This window comes from Burkholderia sp. WAC0059 (genome assembly GCF_002870125.1).
Lineage (GTDB): Bacteria > Pseudomonadota > Gammaproteobacteria > Burkholderiales > Burkholderiaceae > Paraburkholderia.
Map to the genome: position 1 here is coordinate 173,370 of NZ_PNEO01000003.1, position 16,554 is coordinate 189,923.

14 protein-coding genes and 1 other RNA gene are annotated in these 16,554 nt (G+C 66.7%); 5 read left to right on the forward strand and 10 right to left on the reverse strand.

Annotated features, from left to right (window positions below):
• Positions 1-9 precede the first annotated feature (9 nt).
• Positions 10-507 (forward strand): molybdenum cofactor biosynthesis protein MoaE, encoded by a 498-nt coding sequence (locus CY652_RS04440; RefSeq protein WP_102129495.1) that lies wholly within the window; start codon positions 10-12, stop codon positions 505-507.
• A gap of 46 nt (positions 508-553) precedes the next feature.
• Here CY652_RS04440 and CY652_RS04445 read toward each other — a convergent pair whose 3' ends face one another.
• Entirely contained in the window at positions 554-1,105 is a 552-nt protein-coding gene (locus CY652_RS04445; RefSeq protein WP_102129496.1) for a group III truncated hemoglobin, read from the reverse strand.
• Positions 1,106-1,371: 266 nt separating this feature from the next.
• Between CY652_RS04445 and CY652_RS04450 the strand changes: the two genes are divergently transcribed.
• Together CY652_RS04450 and clpB are read left to right on the forward strand one after the other, a co-directional pair.
• A complete protein-coding gene (locus CY652_RS04450; protein ID WP_102129497.1) occupies positions 1,372-1,890 on the forward strand; it encodes an Rrf2 family transcriptional regulator in 519 nt (172 codons plus the stop codon).
• A 138-nt stretch (positions 1,891-2,028) separates the two neighbouring features.
• A complete protein-coding gene (clpB, locus tag CY652_RS04455; protein ID WP_102129498.1) occupies positions 2,029-4,626 on the forward strand; it encodes an ATP-dependent chaperone ClpB in 2,598 nt (865 codons plus the stop codon).
• Between the two features lie 109 nt (positions 4,627-4,735).
• Here the strand turns inward: clpB and CY652_RS04460 are convergent, their stop codons facing one another.
• The 8 genes from CY652_RS04460 to trxA form a co-directional block, all read right to left on the reverse strand.
• Positions 4,736-5,185, reverse strand: a complete 450-nt coding sequence (locus CY652_RS04460) for a YidB family protein (RefSeq protein WP_374703627.1) — start codon at positions 5,183-5,185, stop codon at positions 4,736-4,738.
• A gap of 143 nt (positions 5,186-5,328) precedes the next feature.
• On the reverse strand, positions 5,329-5,922 hold the full coding sequence (locus tag CY652_RS04465) for a ComEA family DNA-binding protein (protein ID WP_102129500.1): 594 nt from the start codon (positions 5,920-5,922) through the stop codon (positions 5,329-5,331).
• Positions 5,923-6,114: 192 nt separating this feature from the next.
• On the reverse strand, positions 6,115-7,506 hold the full coding sequence (locus CY652_RS04470; RefSeq protein ID WP_102129501.1) for an MATE family efflux transporter: 1,392 nt from the start codon (positions 7,504-7,506) through the stop codon (positions 6,115-6,117).
• Positions 7,507-7,516: 10 nt separating this feature from the next.
• Positions 7,517-9,277 carry an ArnT family glycosyltransferase gene (locus CY652_RS04475; protein ID WP_102129502.1) on the reverse strand — a complete coding sequence of 587 codons (1,761 nt, stop codon included), beginning with the start codon at positions 9,275-9,277 and terminating at the stop codon, positions 7,517-7,519.
• A 251-nt stretch (positions 9,278-9,528) separates the two neighbouring features.
• Positions 9,529-9,792 (reverse strand): type B 50S ribosomal protein L31, encoded by a 264-nt coding sequence (locus CY652_RS04480; protein ID WP_102129503.1) that lies wholly within the window; start codon positions 9,790-9,792, stop codon positions 9,529-9,531.
• A 174-nt stretch (positions 9,793-9,966) separates the two neighbouring features.
• Positions 9,967-10,803 carry a zinc-dependent peptidase gene (locus tag CY652_RS04485; RefSeq protein WP_102129504.1) on the reverse strand — a complete coding sequence of 279 codons (837 nt, stop codon included), beginning with the start codon at positions 10,801-10,803 and terminating at the stop codon, positions 9,967-9,969.
• A gap of 200 nt (positions 10,804-11,003) precedes the next feature.
• A complete protein-coding gene (rho, locus tag CY652_RS04490; protein WP_102129505.1) occupies positions 11,004-12,266 on the reverse strand; it encodes a transcription termination factor Rho in 1,263 nt (420 codons plus the stop codon).
• A 203-nt stretch (positions 12,267-12,469) separates the two neighbouring features.
• On the reverse strand, positions 12,470-12,796 hold the full coding sequence (gene trxA, locus CY652_RS04495) for a thioredoxin TrxA (protein WP_102129506.1): 327 nt from the start codon (positions 12,794-12,796) through the stop codon (positions 12,470-12,472).
• Between the two features lie 414 nt (positions 12,797-13,210).
• Here trxA and ffs point away from each other — a divergent pair.
• Positions 13,211-13,309: signal recognition particle sRNA small type (ffs, locus tag CY652_RS04500), an RNA gene on the forward strand.
• A gap of 90 nt (positions 13,310-13,399) precedes the next feature.
• Here ffs and CY652_RS23820 read toward each other — a convergent pair.
• Positions 13,400-13,873, reverse strand: a complete 474-nt coding sequence (locus CY652_RS23820) for a hypothetical protein (protein WP_146010026.1) — start codon at positions 13,871-13,873, stop codon at positions 13,400-13,402.
• A 259-nt stretch (positions 13,874-14,132) separates the two neighbouring features.
• On the opposite strand from CY652_RS23820, the gene dnaX reads away from it, so the two are divergent.
• Positions 14,133-16,532, forward strand: a complete 2,400-nt coding sequence (dnaX, locus tag CY652_RS04505; RefSeq protein WP_102129507.1) for a DNA polymerase III subunit gamma/tau — start codon at positions 14,133-14,135, stop codon at positions 16,530-16,532.
• Positions 16,533-16,554 lie beyond the last annotated feature (22 nt).

The window sequence follows — 16,554 nt, forward strand, 5'->3', positions numbered from 1 at the left end:
GGATCGGCCATGCCCGTTCGCGTCCAGACCGAGGATTTCGACCTGACCACGGAGGTGGCGCGGCTGCGCGCCGGCAATCCGTCGGTGGGCGCCGTGGCCTGCTTTGTCGGCACCGTGCGAGACCTGAACGACGGCAGCACGGTCGGCGAAATGGAGCTCGAGCATTATCCGGGCATGACGGAAAAGGCGCTCGAGGCCATCGTCGTGGAGGCGCAGCGCCGCTGGCCCGGCATCGAGGTGTCGATCGTGCACCGCGTCGGCAAGCTCTATCCGCTCGACCAGATCGTGCTCGTTGCGACGACGTCCGCGCACCGCCGCGACGCGTTCGCGTCGTGCGAGTTCGTAATGGATTATCTGAAGACGCAGGCGCCGTTCTGGAAGAAGGAGATGACCGGGAACGGCGCGCGCTGGGTCGATGCGCGCGCGACCGACGATGCGGCGCTCGCGCGTTGGGGCATCGCCGGATCGGCGAACGCCCCGGACGCAGGCGGCACGGGCCGCCAATAGGCCAGGCGCTGTCGGGGTTCAGGCCTTGTCGCCGGCTGAGGCCCGATCAGGCGCCGCCAGATGGTTGCCCGACGATTTTCGCCGGAAACGGCTCGCCGGCGGAACGCTCCGGCCGCGCATGGACCTCGTGATCGTCGTCCGCCGGCCGGCGGCGCGGCGCGATGCGTTCGAGCAGCGCCTGCTGCTCCGCGGGAATCGCGTAGTCCCAGCCGTACCGGCTGAATTGCAGGCTTTGCGCGATGCGCAGCGCGGGCTCCATGAAACGCACGGCGGCGGCCGGCGTATAGCGCGATTCGACGGTGTCGAGAAACAGATACAGCCAGCGGCTGAAGTGCTGCGGCTCGATGCCTTCGAGCGGCTGGTGGGCCTGCACGAGATTGCCCTGATACGTTTTCGCGCCGAGCACGAGGCTGGCCCAGAACCGGCACATCTTCGGCAGATGGGTGTCCCAGCGGCCGGCCAGCGCGGCCTCGAACACCGGGCCGAGCGTCGCATCTTCGCGAACGCGGTCGTAGAACGTGTAGACCAACGCGCGGATGTTGGTTTCGTCGGGCTCGTCGTGCCGCGTTCCGGCGGCTGGAATGGCGGATTGGGTCATCGGTTCGGGTGGGAAAGATGGGCGGGGGTTTTGCTGCGGAGCTGGGGGCGGTAAGCGTCGCCTCGCGGTTTCCCGGCGGCACTTCTTCCGGACTGCGCAACATGCCGCACCGGGCACGTTCGCCGTGGCGGCGGGACAAACTGGGACACAATGATACCCGCGCGTGTCGGAGCGTACCGTGCGTCGTAAGGTCCGTCGCGACGACGAGGGGCCCGGCGTGGCGGCACGGGCCCCGTGCCGCGGCAACTGGCGATCGACGCTCCCCAATGAGACTGACCGATTACACCGACTATTCGCTGCGCACGCTGCTCTACCTCGCCGTCCGGCCCGACGGGTTCGCGACGGTGCAGGAGATTTCGGATGCCTATGGTATTTCGAAGAACCATCTCATGAAGGTCGTGCGGCGGCTGGGCGAGCTGGGCTGGGTCGAGACGGTCCGGGGCCGCAACGGCGGTCTGCGGCTTGCGGCGGGTTCGGTCGCGTTGAGCATTGGCGAAGTGGTGCGGGCGACGGAGAGCGATTTTGCGCTGGTCGGCTGTTTCCCCGACGAGCATGGCGCGCGACGCGGTTGCGTCATCGAATCGCAATGCCGGCTCAGACACGTGCTCGATGCGGCGCGCCGGGCTTTTCTTGCCGAGCTGGACCGGCATACGCTGGGCGACCTGGCGCAGCCGGCCGACGTGCTCGCGGAGCTGCTCGGCATGGCACGGCCGTTGCGGCCGGGCGCGCGCGTGCCGGCGGCCAGCCGGTCCGTCGACCCGGCGGATCCGGCCGCCGGCTGCTGAGCCCCGGCCGGGGCGGACCCGATTCGGGCCCGTCCGGACGAATGCCGGAATCGGCGGAAAAGTGCCGAATTCGCGCTTGAAACCGCCGCAGTCAACCTCAAATTTGGTGACAGTCAGCATACGGAGGTCTCGTTCCAGATGAGAATCGACAAACTCACCACCAAGTTCCAGGAAGCGCTGGCGGACGCGCAGAGTCTCGCGGTCGGCCACGACAACCAGTACATCGAGCCGGTCCACCTGCTCGCGGCGCTCGTCGCCCAGCAGGACGGCTCGGCGCGCTCGCTGCTCTCGCGCGCGGGCGTCCACGTGCAGGCGCTGCAAGGCGCGCTCGAGCAGGCAATCGGCCGTCTGCCGCAGGTGCAGGGCACCGACGGCAACGTGCAGGTCGGCCGCGACCTCGCCGGGCTGCTCAACCAGGCCGACAAGGAAGCGCAGAAGCTCAACGACACCTACATCGCCAGCGAAATGTTCCTGCTCGCCGTCGCCGACGACCGGAGCGACGCGGGCCGCATCGCGCGCGAGCACGGCCTGACGCGCAAGGCGCTCGAAGCTGCCATCGCCGCCGTACGCGGCGGCTCGCAGGTGCACAGCCAGGACGCGGAGAGCCAGCGCGAAGCGCTCAAGAAGTACACGGTCGACCTGACCGAGCGCGCGCGTTCGGGCAAGCTCGACCCCGTGATCGGCCGCGACGACGAAATTCGCCGCTCGATCCAGATCCTGCAGCGCCGCACCAAGAACAACCCGGTGCTGATCGGCGAGCCGGGCGTCGGCAAGACGGCGATCGTCGAGGGGCTCGCGCAGCGCATCGTCAACGGCGAGGTGCCCGAAACGCTCAAGGGCAAGCGCGTGCTCGCGCTCGACATGGCGGCGCTGCTTGCCGGCGCGAAGTATCGCGGCGAGTTCGAGGAGCGCCTGAAGGCCGTGCTCAACGACATCGCGAAGGACGAAGGGCAGACCATCGTCTTCATCGACGAAATCCACACGATGGTCGGCGCGGGCAAGGCCGAGGGCGCGATGGACGCCGGCAACATGCTCAAGCCGGCGCTCTCGCGCGGCGAGCTGCACTGCATCGGCGCGACCACGCTCGACGAATACCGCAAGTACATCGAGAAGGACGCGGCGCTCGAACGCCGCTTCCAGAAGGTGCTCGTCGACGAGCCGTCGGTCGAGGCGACCATCGCGATCCTGCGCGGTCTGCAGGAGAAGTACGAACTGCATCATGGTGTCGAGATTACCGACCCGGCCATTGTCGCGGCCGCGGAGCTTTCGCATCGCTACATCACCGACCGGTTCCTGCCCGACAAGGCGATCGACCTGATCGACGAGGCTGCCTCGAAGATCAAGATGGAAATCGATTCGAAGCCCGAGGAAATGGACCGGCTCGACCGCAGGCTCATCCAGTTGAAGATCGAGCGCGAGGCCGTCAGGAAGGAGAAGGACGAGGCGTCGCAAAAGCGTCTGCAACTGATCGAGGAGGAAATCGAGCGGCTGAATCGCGAGTATTCCGACCTCGAGGAAATCTGGACGGCCGAGAAGGCGGCCGTGCAGGGCAGCGCGCAACTGAAGGAAGAGATCGAGCGGACGCGTGCGGAAATCGCGCGTCTGCAGCGCGAGGGCAAGCTCGAGAAGGTCGCCGAACTTCAGTACGGCAAGCTGCCCCAGCTCGAGGCTCAGCTCAAACAGGTGACGCAGGCCGAGGCGAAGGAGCAGGGCAATCCGGGCCGGCCGCGTCTGTTGCGCACGCAGGTCGGCGCGGAGGAAATCGCCGAGGTCGTCTCGCGCGCGACGGGCATTCCCGTCTCGCGCATGATGCAGGGCGAGCGCGAAAAGCTGCTGCACATCGAGGAGAAGCTGCACGAGCGCGTGGTCGGCCAGAACGAGGCCATCGATGCGGTCGCCGACGCGATCCGCCGCTCGCGCGCCGGGCTGTCGGACCCGAACCGGCCGTACGGTTCGTTCCTGTTCCTTGGCCCGACGGGCGTGGGCAAGACCGAGCTCTGCAAGGCGCTCGCGGGCTTCCTGTTCGATTCGGAGGAGCATCTGATCCGCATCGACATGAGCGAGTTCATGGAGAAGCACAGCGTCGCGCGATTGATCGGCGCGCCGCCGGGCTACGTCGGCTACGAGGAGGGCGGCTACCTGACCGAGGCCGTGCGCCGCAAGCCGTATAGCGTGATTCTGCTCGACGAGATCGAGAAGGCGCACCCGGACGTGTTCAACGTGCTGCTGCAGGTGCTTGACGACGGCCGCATGACCGACGGGCAGGGACGCACGGTCGACTTCAAGAACACGGTGATCGTGATGACGTCGAACCTGGGTTCGCAACTGATCCAGTCGATGGCCGACGAGTCGCAGGAAGCGGTGAAGGACGCGGTGTGGGCCGAGGTGAAGCTGCATTTCCGGCCCGAGTTCCTGAACCGGATCGACGACGTCGTCGTGTTCCATTCGCTCGGTCGCGAGAACATCCAGTCGATCGCGAAGATCCAGCTACAGCGGCTGCACGACCGGCTGGCGAAGCTAGACATGCAGCTCGTGGTGTCGGACGAGGCGCTCGAGCAGATCGGCAAGGTCGGCTACGACCCGCTCTTCGGGGCGAGGCCGTTGCGGCGCGCGATTCAGCAGGAGATCGAGAACCCGGTCGCGAAGCTGATTCTCGCGGGCCGGTTCGGTCCGAAGGACGTGATTCCGGTCGACGTCCACGACGGCAAGTTCGTGTTCGAGCGCGTCGTGCACTGAATGCGTACCGGGCGCATGCCGCGCCCGGTACGACGTCACGAAAGCGGCGACGAAAAAAGCAACGAAGCAGGGCGACGAAGTGATTCGTCGCCCTGCTTTTTTTGCCGTCTCAGGAGGCGCTCTTGCCGCCGAACAGCGAGGAGGCCAGTCCGCCGAGCGAGCCCAGCACGTTCTCGCTGCCGAGCGTGCCGTCGGCCGGCGCCTGGCCGTCCGGCGTGGCCGCGTTGACGACGTGAGGCAGCACCTGCGATAGCAGGCCGCTCACCTGGTCCGGCTGCAGGCCGATCTTCTGCGCGATGCCGGATACGGCGTCGGAACCGAGCAGGTTCTGGAGCTGGTCGGCCCCGATCGGCTGGTTTTCGCCGTTGCCGATCCACGACTGGATGACGTCGCCCGCGCCGCCTTGCTGGAACTTCTCGACCAGGCCGTTCAGCCCGCCGGGCTGGTTGTTGACGAAGTCCATCGCGGCGGCGACGAGCGCCTCGTGGCCGCCCTGCGGCGACGGCGAGTTGGACGAATTGAGCAGGGAACCGAGGGTGTCTAGCAGGCTCATGACGATCTCACTTGAAGAAAGGCGCGACGGGCTTGCGCCGTCGCGACGACATGCGGGCCGGTCGATCCCGTCGGGCTCGTCCGGCGCCGCGGAGCCGGACGGGACGGCCTATCGTCGTCCCGCCCGAATGCTTGTGTGGGAACGCGGGTTTAGCCGCCCGATGCGGTAGCCGCCGAGGCCGCCTTGCCGTGGTGTCCGCGTCTCGAGCGCGAGGTCTTCGCGGACGAGGCTGCCGTCGGCGCGCTGGCCCCGGCAGCGTCCGTCGCCGATGCGGCGCTCGCGGCTGCGCTGTTCTTCCTGCCGCGGCGTCTCGTATGCGCGGACCTGGCCGACGACGCGGTGTCGGCTGTCGTCGTCGCTGCGGGCGAGGGCGTGGCCGTGTCGGCTGCAGCGGCCGCGGTGGTCGTCGTGCCGGCGCCGGCGATGGCGCTGCTCTTGCCGCCCTTGCCGGCCTTGCTGCCGGTGGGCGCTGCTGCCGAGCCGTTGATGGTGAGTCCGGCCGCCTCAAGATTCACGACTGATTTCGGACCGATGCCCTTGACCCGGGCGACGAGGTCGTCCGCGTTCCTGAAGGGTCCGTTCTTCGTCCGCTCGTCGATGATGGCCCTGGCGTGGGCCGGGCCGATACCCTTTACCGTTTCGAGCGCGGCTTCGTCCGCGGTGTTGACCTCGACGGCCGACGCCAGCGCGGCGCCGAGCGACAGGCCGACGACAATGCACAGCATCAACAGCTTTTTCAGCATGATGGTCACTCCATTGAGGGCAAAAAGCCGGCGCCGGGAACGGCGGCGGCATTCATCGGTTAGTGATGCTGCGTTTCGCGTGTAGTGCAAGTCCGGTGGTATACCGGAAATGGACGAACCGTGCTTTTTGCGTGCCGGGAGGCAGGGGAGATCGACGGTGAGCGCGGGCGGAGGCGTCCGCCCGGCCCAGGCTCAGGCGCGCGGCTGGGCGCCTTGCGCCCCGGGCGTTTCGCGAGCCTCGTGCAGCGTTCGCGCGCTCACGCGGGACAGATAGACGGCGAGCCCGACGCCCGCGATCACGAGGCTCGCCATGTTTGCGAACCAGAAGCCGCGCGCGCCCGTGAGGGCGGTGGGCGTCGCGCCGATCACGTCGAAGCCGAGCAGATAGCCGCCGCCGAGCCCGACGCCCCAGAGCGCGAGCGCGTAGATCACGGTCGGCACGACCACCACCTTGTAGGCGCGCAGCGCGAACACGGTGGTGATCTGCAGCGCGTCGAACAGGTGGTAGAACGTCACGATCGTGACGAGCGGCATCGCGGCCGCCGCAACGGCCGGGTTCGGCGTGTAGCCGCCGATGATCAGCGGTCGCAATGCCAGCACGATGGCCCCATAGCAGCAGGCGATGACGCAGGCCGTGGCGATGCCGTGGCGCGCGAGCAGCCGCGCCTCGGCCGGACGCTGCGCGCCGAGCGCCTGGGCGACGAGCGTCGAGGTGGCGACGCCGATCGACAGCGGCGTCATGTACAGCACCGCGCCGAGGTTGCTCGCGATCTGGTGGCCGGCGAGCGTCGTCGCGCCGAAGCGCGCGATGAAGAGCGCCATGAACGTGTAGGACGTGACCTCGATCAGGTACGAGAGCCCCATCGGCAGGCCGAGCTTGAGCAGTTCCGCCTGGCGGCGCCATTGCGGCCAGCCGGCGCGCCGGAAGATGCCGAACGGCGCGAACACGTCGAGCTTCGCCATCGCGACGACGGCCAGCACGGCGAGCGCCCAGTTGAGCGCGGTGCTCGCCAGCGCGCAGCCGGGGCCGCCGAGCGAGGGGATGCCGAAGCCGCCGAAAATCAGCCAGGTGTTGAGCGGCACCTTCAGCGCGAGCGCGCCGACCTGCAGGATCATCACGAGGCGCGGGCGGCCGACCGCGTTGGAGAGCGAGCTGTAGAGGCGGAACACGAGGCTGCCGGGCAGGCCGAACGAGAGCAGCCGCAGGTAGTCGAGCGTGCGCTCGCGCAGCGCGCCGTCCGCGTGGGCGAGGTCGAGCAGCGGGCCGGGAAAATAGAGGATCACGAAGCCGATCGCCATCAGCGCCAGCGCGAGCCACAACCCCTGGCGGACCTCCTCGCCGATCTCCTCGTCGCGCCGCGCGCCGTAGAGCTGCGCGGCGACGGGTTGCAGGGCGGTCAGAATGCCGGTCAGTCCGATGTACACGGACACGTAGATCGACGAGCCGAGCCCGAGCGCGGCGAGGTCGAGCGCGGAGTAGCGCCCGACCATCGCGGTGTCGATGACCCCGAACGCGATGATGGCGAGCTGACCGATCAGCACCGGCCACGCGAGGCCGGCGATCCTGCGCAGATGTTCGAACACGCGCGCGCCCTCAATCCGGGCGCTTGCGCCAGTAGTGATGCCGCACGGTCGGCGGCTTCGGCCGGTCGGTGCGCACGTACAGGCGGAAACGTTCGTCGCGGTCGGCGGCGCGGCGGCCTTCCCAGACCAGCTTCCAGACGAAGTTCGGCATCGCGCTCGGGTCGCTGAAGTCCTGGCTGTCCTGGCGCAGGATCACGTCGCAGTCTTCGTCGAACGAGAAGCGCATCTTGCCGAAATAGGCGAACGTCGCGATCTGCGCATCGCCGAGCCGCACCGGCGAGATGCAGGTGTAGTCCTCGGGCAGGTGGCTCGCGATCTGCTGCGCGACGTCCCGGTACGTACGGCTGTAGTTGACGACGGGCAGCCAGAGCGTCATCAGCAGCACCCACATCAGCGTGGTGCCGGCGCTCGACAGCACGACGCTGCGCCAGAGCACCTTCGGCTGGCGCGAGATGCGCCACTGCACGAGCGCGATCCAGCCGAGCGTGACGGCCAGCGCGCAGACGAACGACTCGATCCGGAATTGCGGCGCGAAGCCCGGCGCGAAACGCGCGAGATTGCGCGCGAGCGGCGCGGGAAAGCCCGTCAGGCTGGCGAGCCAGACGAGCCAGACGAACGAGCCGAGAATCGTGAAGCTCAGAACGGCGAACCAGTCGATGGCGTTGATCGCGCCGCGCTTGAGCGTCGGCAGCGCGAAGGCGGCGAGCGTCGAGAGCGCCGGCAGCAGCAGGATGAAGAGGCGGTTGCTCTCGTGGCTCTGCGCGATGACGAGGAGGAGCAGCGGCAGCGCGACCGCGAGCGGAATCGCGATGTGCGGCGCGCGCCGCAGGCCGGTCCAGCTAATCCATGCCCAGAGCGCGAGCGGCCAGGCGGGCCAGGTGAAAAGCGGCAGGTTCTTGGCCGCGTAGCCCAGCATCGAGCCCGGCGGCCCGGAGAAGGCGTCGACGCTGGCGCGCATCCACTGGTCGAGGAACCACGAGGCGTCGTCGGGGTAGGCGTGCAGCGCGACGAGCGGCCAGGAGAGCGCAAGCACCACGGCGACGGGCAGGCCGGCGAGGGCGAGCCAGCGCGTGCGGGTCTGGGGCGCGAGGACGAGCATCGCGAGCGTGCCCACGAGCAGCGCGCCGGCCAGCACCGGGCTGCTCGCCAGCATCATGATGCCGATGGCGAGTCCCCACCAGAGCGAGCCCTGGATCGGCTTGTCGACGGCGCGCACGAGCCCGTAGACGAGCATCGCGACGGCGACGAACTCCGTGAGTTGCGGCGTGGTTTCGTGGCCGCGCTCGGCGAGGCCGAAGCAGGCGAGCAGGATCAGCAGGGCGCCGTCGGCGAGCGTGCGGCCGTAGTCGCGCGGCTCGGGCTCGCCGCCGAACGCGTACTTGAACGGCTGTACCTCGGCGCGGCGGCCAAGCAGATAGGCGCTGTACCATACGAACGCGCAGGCGAGGCAGAACAGCACGCCCGTCGCCACGCGCGAGGCGTCGCTGGCGTCGAGCCACGGCCCGAAGATCCGGATGCAGGCCGCGCCGGGCCAATAGCCGAACGGGCCCTCGGTCGTCAGGTACTTGCCGACGAGATTGGGCAGCAGCCAGTCGTGCGCGGTGCCGTCCGCCATCGTCCACATCACGCCGAAGCCGGCCGCATCCTCGTTTTTCCACGGATCGCGGCCGAACAGGCCGAACGCCGCGTAGACGATGCAGATGGCGAGCAGCAGCCAGCGCGGCAATGCGCTGGTGGCGGAGGCAGTGAGGCGAAAAGCGACTGGCTTCATGCAATGCGAAGGTGTCGGGTGGGCGGACCCGCGCGCCGGTAGACGCGCTGCCGGGCCGGTGGGCGGGTCCGGAGCATCCGGCATTGTAGTCGTGCCGGCTGCGGCGCGTCACGACGCACCGCGGTCCGACAACGTTTGGGTCCGCACGGGAGACCCGGTTCATGCGCCGGTAAGTGCGCCGACGAAAAAGGGCAGCCGAGGCTGCCCTTTTCTCCGTGCGGGGAGACGGCTCGAGGCCGGCGTCGCGAAGCTTACTTCGCGGCCTTGCCCGTGGCGCGCACGCCGAACTTCTTGTTGAACTTTTCGACGCGGCCGGCCGTGTCCATGATCTTTTGCGTGCCCGTGTAGAACGGGTGCGATTCCGACGACACTTCGATCTTCGCGAGCGGATAGGTCTTGCCGTTGAATTCGGCGGTCTCGCGGGTCTGGATGGTCGAGCGGGTCACAAACCTGAAGTCGTTCGAAACGTCGATGAACAGAACTTCGCGGTAATCCGGATGGGTGTTCTCTTTCATGGTTTTTCCTGAAACGGACGGTAGCCAACCCGCGTGCCGCCCGTGCATGCGCCATGCGTTGCCTTGCACGGGCGGCGACTGAGAGCGATTGGGCGCGAGCCACTTGCCTGAGGTCGAAAAAAGGCGATTATGCCAGAAAATCAGCTACCTGGCGAGTTTCTCGAGGTTTTCCGTTCAGGTAATCGGGCCGGCGAGCGCGCCGACCTTTGCCGGGTCCTGCCGGTAATAGCGCGCGAGGAGCCGGTACAGTTCCGGATATTCGGCCTCGAACGCGTGCGGCTGCACGAACAGGGCTTCGCTGCAGACCGCGAAGAATTCAGACGGATGATCGGCCGCATAAGGGTCGATCAGCGATTCGCGCTCGAAGCGCGACCAGCGCCGCTGCGGGACCGCGTCCACTTTCGCGCAGAACTGGTCGTAGGCGTGGTCGTATACGTCGGCCCAGGCCGCCGCGTCGAGCGGCGCGTGCCAGCGGCGAAAGAGCGGTGGATGCCCGTCGGCGGCGCCGTTCAGCATGTCGATCTTGTGGGCGAATTCGTGGATCACGACGTTGTAGGCGTCGCGCTCGTCCGTCATCTGCGCGTCTTCCCACGACAGGATCACGGGACCGCCGTCCCAGGCCTCGCCGCTCGCGTCCTGCTCGACTTCGTGGACGACGCCGGCCTCGTCCTCGACCGTCTTGCGGATCACGAACTCGCCCGGATAAACGATGACGCCGACCCAGCCCCGGTAGAAGTCGAGGCTCAGGTTCAGCACCGGCAGCGCGGCCTGGGCCGCGATCGCCGTGACCATCTCGTCGGTCAGTTCGAGCGCGTGCGCCGTCGAAAACTCCTTCTGCGCGAGAAAGAGGCTCGTCAACTCCCGCAACCGGGCGAGGTCGGCGGTTTCGAGATGGGCGAGGAACGGCAGGCCGTCGAGCGTGCGTTGCCATAGCGCGTCGTCGACCGGATGGGTGCGCAGCGCGCGCGAGCGGCGTCGCGTGTCGAGCCAGTGTGCAAGTTTCGTCAGCATCGGGTGAGGGGCGGATGTCGATCCGTTACGCGAATGCGTCCTGATACACGCCGAACGATAGCAGCAAACTCCGGCCGGCAAACCGCGCAACGGCAGCGGCGCGTTCGTCGTCCGGCGAGACCGGGCAAGCGGCCCAACGAAAAACGCCCGCATGAGCGGGCGTCGGGCGTGAGCGAGAAGCCGGCAACCGGCAACCGGCGTCAGCCGCCGCGCCGCATCATCTCGAAGAACTCGGAATTGCTCTTGGTCTGGCGGACCTTGTCGAGCAGGAATTCCATGGATTCGACTTCGTCCATGTCATGGATGAACTTGCGCAGCACCCAGATCTTTTGCAGGATGTCCGGCTTGATCAGCAGCTCTTCGCGGCGCGTGCCCGACTTGTTCAGGTTGATCGAAGGGTAGACGCGCTTTTCCGCGAGACGCCGCTCGAGGTGCACTTCCATGTTGCCTGTGCCCTTGAACTCTTCGTAGATCACGTCGTCCATGCGGCTGCCCGTTTCGATCAGCGCGGTGCCGATGATCGTGAGCGAGCCGCCTTCCTCGATGTTGCGCGCCGCGCCGAAGAAGCGCTTCGGCCGCTGCAGCGCGTTCGCGTCGACACCACCCGTCAGCACTTTGCCCGAGGCCGGCACGACCGTGTTGTAGGCGCGCGCGAGACGCGTGATCGAATCGAGCAGGATCACGACGTCGTGCTTCATTTCGACGAGACGCTTGGCTTTCTCGATCACCATTTCGGCGACCTGCACGTGGCGCGCGGCCGGCTCGTCGAACGTCGAGGCGATCACTTCGCCCGCCACCGAGCGCTGCATTTCGGTCACTTCCTCGGGGCGTTCGTCGATGAGCAGCACGAACAGCACGACGTCGGGATGGTTCTGCTTGATCGCGTGCGCGATGTGCTGAAGCATGACCGTCTTGCCCGACTTCGGCGAGGCCACCAATAGGCCGCGCTGGCCCTTGCCGATCGGCGCGATCATGTCGATGATGCGGCCCGTCACGTTCTCCTCGCCGCGCATTTCGCGCTCGAGCAGCAGCACCTTGTTCGGGTGCAGCGGCGTGAGGTTCTCGAACATGATCTTGTGCTTCGAGGCCTCGGGCGGCTGGCCGTTGACCTTGTCGACCTTGACGAGCGCGAAGTAGCGCTCGCCGTCCTTCGGCGTGCGGACTTCGCCTTCTATCGTGTCGCCGGTGTGCAGATTGAAGCGGCGGATCTGCGAGGGGCTGATGTAGATGTCGTCCGTGCTCGCGAGGTACGAGGTTTCCGGCGAGCGCAAAAAGCCGAAGCCGTCCGGCAGCACTTCGAGCGTGCCGTCGCCGAAAATCGTTTCGCCGGTCTTGGCGCGCTTCTTGAGAATCGCGAACATCAACTCCTGCTTGCGCAGGCGGTTCGCACTTTCGATCTCGAGGCCGTTGGCCATCTCGATCAATTCGGACACGTGCAGAGACTTAAGCTCGGATAAATGCATACGGAGAACCCGCCGGGGAGGAGTGCGACGAATGAAATCTGGGAGGAGAAGTGAGCGGAACCGCTCGAAAGGCTTTATGCGTCTGTCCGACGCTTTATGAATTCTAGCATAGCACACGCGGCGGACCGCCGCCGTGGCTCGCGTGTTTTCGCGGAGCGTGTTGTCAGCCGACAACACGCTCCGGAAGCGGGCGCAGCATCGCTTTACAGATGGCTGTCGAGGAACGCGGTCAGTTGCGATTTGGAAAGCGCGCCGACCTTTTGCGCGGCCACGGCGCCGTTCTTGAACAGGATCAGCGTGGGGATGCCGCGCACGCCGAACTTGACCGGAATCGACTGATGCTCGTCCACGTTGATCTTCGCGATCTGCAGACGGTCACTGTAGTCCTTCGCCACTTCGTCGAGAATCGGCGCGATCATCTTGCACGGGCCGCACCATTCGGCCCAGAAGTCGAGCAGCACGGGCTTGTCGGATTTCACGACGTCCTGCTCGAACGACGCGTCGCTGATATGCTTGATTTGTTCGCTCATTGTGTGAATACCTCTTTGCATCGAGGCTGACTGAATTGCCCGCCACGATACACTAAAACTAAAAAAATATCCGGGCCGCCGTGGGGCTGGCGGCACTGCGAACGCATCCGATAAAAAAGATGTTCCGCGGCTGTGCCGGGACGAATGGTCAGGCCCCCGGGACAGTCCTTTATTCTCAGCGCCAGTGTAGCCTAAATCGCTATGCGTTGCCGGCAGGCGATAGCAGGCCTGCCGGCAGCAGGGTTTTGTGCGAACGGGCCGATCGGGCGGGCGTGTTGGCCGATGAACCGGCATCGATCCCGTGGCCGGCGCGAACCGTTTCGAGGCGTTTCGAAGATACGGATCGGCGCGATTTTCGTTTGCGGGCTGAGGTAGCGGTCGCATTGCCGCGCGAGCGATGTTAGAATGCACCGTGACGGGCCTCCTCGCATGGAGGCGCGGTCAACCTGGTCAGGTCGGGAACGAAGCAGCCACAGCCGTTTTCCGCCAGTGCCGAGGGTCAGGCTCGTCACCTTCCTTCCTCACCGTCTTTCCATTCCCGGGCAGTCGCTGGCTACATGCCGCACGCCGACTTTAAAAATCCCCAATCCGCCGATAGCGTTCTTATCGTTTTCTGACGAAATGAACATTCTCCAGGTGATTTAATTTGCCGTTTGGATCGGCCTGGAATGTGCCTCGCGTGATATGGCCGTTTTCAACGGCAGAACGCCGCTTGTCGTTTTTGAGCGTGCTTTGCGTTGCCTCGATGCCGGGTTGCCCCCATGTAAAAGTCGCCTTGGAGACTCCTTGGGGCGAATTGACTTGGGTCGGGATCCGTTTGCTACCGCTGCGGTGCTGATAACTGGTAGAAGTCGACGTGTACGGAGAAATACCCTGCAACTGTTGGCTGATCTGGCGGTTATCCCCCGAGCGCAGGCGCGTGTTGTTCGGAATATTCTGATTTTGTACCGGGCGATGGTTCTGGTCGGACTGGGCCCGGCCCGATCCGATTTCATGATGCCGCAGGTATTCATCCGAGGCATATTCGTTGCCGTTGCCGTGGTTGGTATATCGGGAAGAAACGGGATTGTTGCCCATGAGCGCGCTCCGTCAATATCTGAATTGGTCTGCTAATAATGGGCGGGAACAGGTTTTGTGCGGAGGTCGGCTGCGAAAAGACGGCCTTCGGGGCGAAGTTTTTACATTGGCCGTAACAGGAAAATAAACGGCCGGACTGCCTGGACTGCTGCTCGAATCGCTCGCTCTTCCGGCAGGGCGGCACCGTGCTCCGGTTGTTGCCCGCTTCGCCCGCCGTCGATCCGGTTTTTCGACCGGACGATGCTGATACAATTTCCGGATGACCTATCAAGTTCTCGCACGCAAGTGGCGGCCGAAGGATTTCGCTTCGCTCGTCGGACAGGAGCACGTGGTGCGCGCGCTCACGCATGCGCTCGACGGCGGGCGTCTGCATCACGCGTATCTGTTCACGGGTACGCGCGGCGTCGGCAAGACCACGCTGTCGCGGATCTTCGCGAAGGCGCTCAACTGCGAGACCGGCGTGAGCTCGACGCCGTGCGGCGTATGCCGGGCCTGCCGGGAAATCGACGAAGGGCGTTTCGTCGACTACGTCGAGATGGACGCGGCGAGCAACCGCGGCGTCGACGAGATGGCCGCGCTACTCGAGCGCGCCGTCTATGCGCCGGTGGATGCGCGCTTCAAGGTCTACATGATCGACGAAGTGCACATGCTCACGAACCACGCGTTCAACGCGATGCTGAAGACGCTCGAGGAGCCGCCGCAGCACGTCAAGTTCATTCTTGCGACTACCGATCCCCAGAAAATTCCGGTGACGGTGCTTTCGCGCTGCCTGCAGTTCAACCTGAAACAGATGCCGGCGGGACACATCGTGTCGCATCTGGAACGCATCCTCGGCGAGGAGCAGGTCGCGTTCGAGCCGCAGGCGCTGCGGCTGCTCGCGCGCGCGGCGGACGGCTCGATGCGCGATGCGCTTTCGCTGACCGACCAGGCGATCGCCTATTCGGCGAACCAGGTCAGCGAGGAGGCCGTGCGTGGCATGCTCGGCGCGCTCGACCAGAGCTATCTGATCCGGCTCATCGACGCGCTCGTGGCCGGCGACGGTCCGGCGGTGCTGGCGATCGCCGACGAGATGGCGCTGCGCAGCCTGTCGTTTTCCACGGCCCTGCAGGATCTGGCGAGCCTGTTCCATCGCATCGCCTGGGCGCAGTTCTCGCCGTCGTCGGTACTCGACGAATGGCCGGAAGCGGGTGACCTGCGCCGGTTCGCGCAGGGGATCGATCCGCAGCAGGTGCAGCTTTTCTATCAGATCGCGACGCTCGGACGTAGCGAACTGGGGCTGGCGCCCGACGAGTACGCCGGGTTCACGATGACGTTGCTGCGCATGCTGGCGTTCGAGCCTTCCGCCTCGGCGGGAGGCGGCAGCGGTAGCGGGCCGGTTTCGAAGCCGGCTCAGGCGACGGGCACGGGCGGCCGTTCGCCGGCGCCGGCGATGACGGCGGGGCAGGGAGCGGCAAGCGCGGCGGCGGCCGGCGTGGCGGTGCAGCCGAAGCCGGTGGTTCCGTCCGCGGAGGGGCTTGCCGGCACGACAGAATCTCCCGTCGTTGGCAAGACTGCGGACGAACCGTCTTCTTCTGTGCCGGAGGCGACGGACGTGCCGGCGCCTCAGCCGGTATCCGTCGAGTCTGCTTCCTCGAACTCCGTTGCCACGCTGCCTGAAGACAAGGCGGCGAATGTCGTCGAGGTCTCCACCGTCGATAGCCAGGGGCCGCAGGCGCTGCCGGCAAAAGAGGAGACCGAAAAAGCCGTATTGCCGGCACCCGGCGAAAACGCCGTAGCGACGGCGCCCGATGCCGCGCAACGTCGAGGCGGCGGCGCCAGCGCGGCGCTCGACGTGCTGCGCAACGCCGGCATGAAGATTTCGTCCGGTCGCGGGGCGCACGTCGTGCCGGCGGCTCCGTCAAAGCCGGCCGCGCCGCGCGCCGCCGTCGTCGTGCCGACGCCGGACCCGTCGCGTCGCGTCGCGTCGCAAGGCGCGCGGGCCGGCGTCGAAGCGCGCAACGGCGCGGCCCGGCAGGCGGGCGGAGCGAATAGGGCGGAAGCCGTTCCGCCCTGGGACGACGCGCCGCCGCCCGACGACTACGTGCCGGCGACGGCCGACGACGCCTGGTTCGCACCGCCCGACGACGGCTTCGTGCCCGTGTTCGATCACGATCCCGGCGAGTCGCCGCGACGCGGCGCGGCGGCGGAGCCGCCGGTCGAGGTCGTCGACGTGAGCCAGTTGCCGCCCGGCATCGCGCTCGACGCGCTCGGCTTTGCCGGCGACTGGCCCGAATTGGCGGCCGATCTGCCGCTCAAGGGCATTGCGTATCAGCTCGCGTTCAACAGCGAGCTGACCGCGCTCGACGGCGAGACGCTGCGGCTCAACGTGCCCGTGCCGCAATACGCCGAAGCTTCCCAGGTGGCGAAGCTCAAGGCCGCGCTGGCCGGGAAGCTCGGCAGGCCGCTCGACGTGCAGGTCACGGTCGGTCCCGCGCGGCGCACGGCCGCCGTGCTCGATGCGGCTGCGCGGGCCGAGCGTCAGCGCGAGGCCGAGCGCGAGATCGGCGGCGATCCGTTCGTCCAGGCGCTGATCCGCGACTTCGGCGCGAGCATCGTGCCGGGTTCGGTCCGGCCGCTCGCGTCCGATGCGGGGCCCGGCGGCACGCAGACCGTCCATTGAATCGAAAATAACCGCGCGTCCC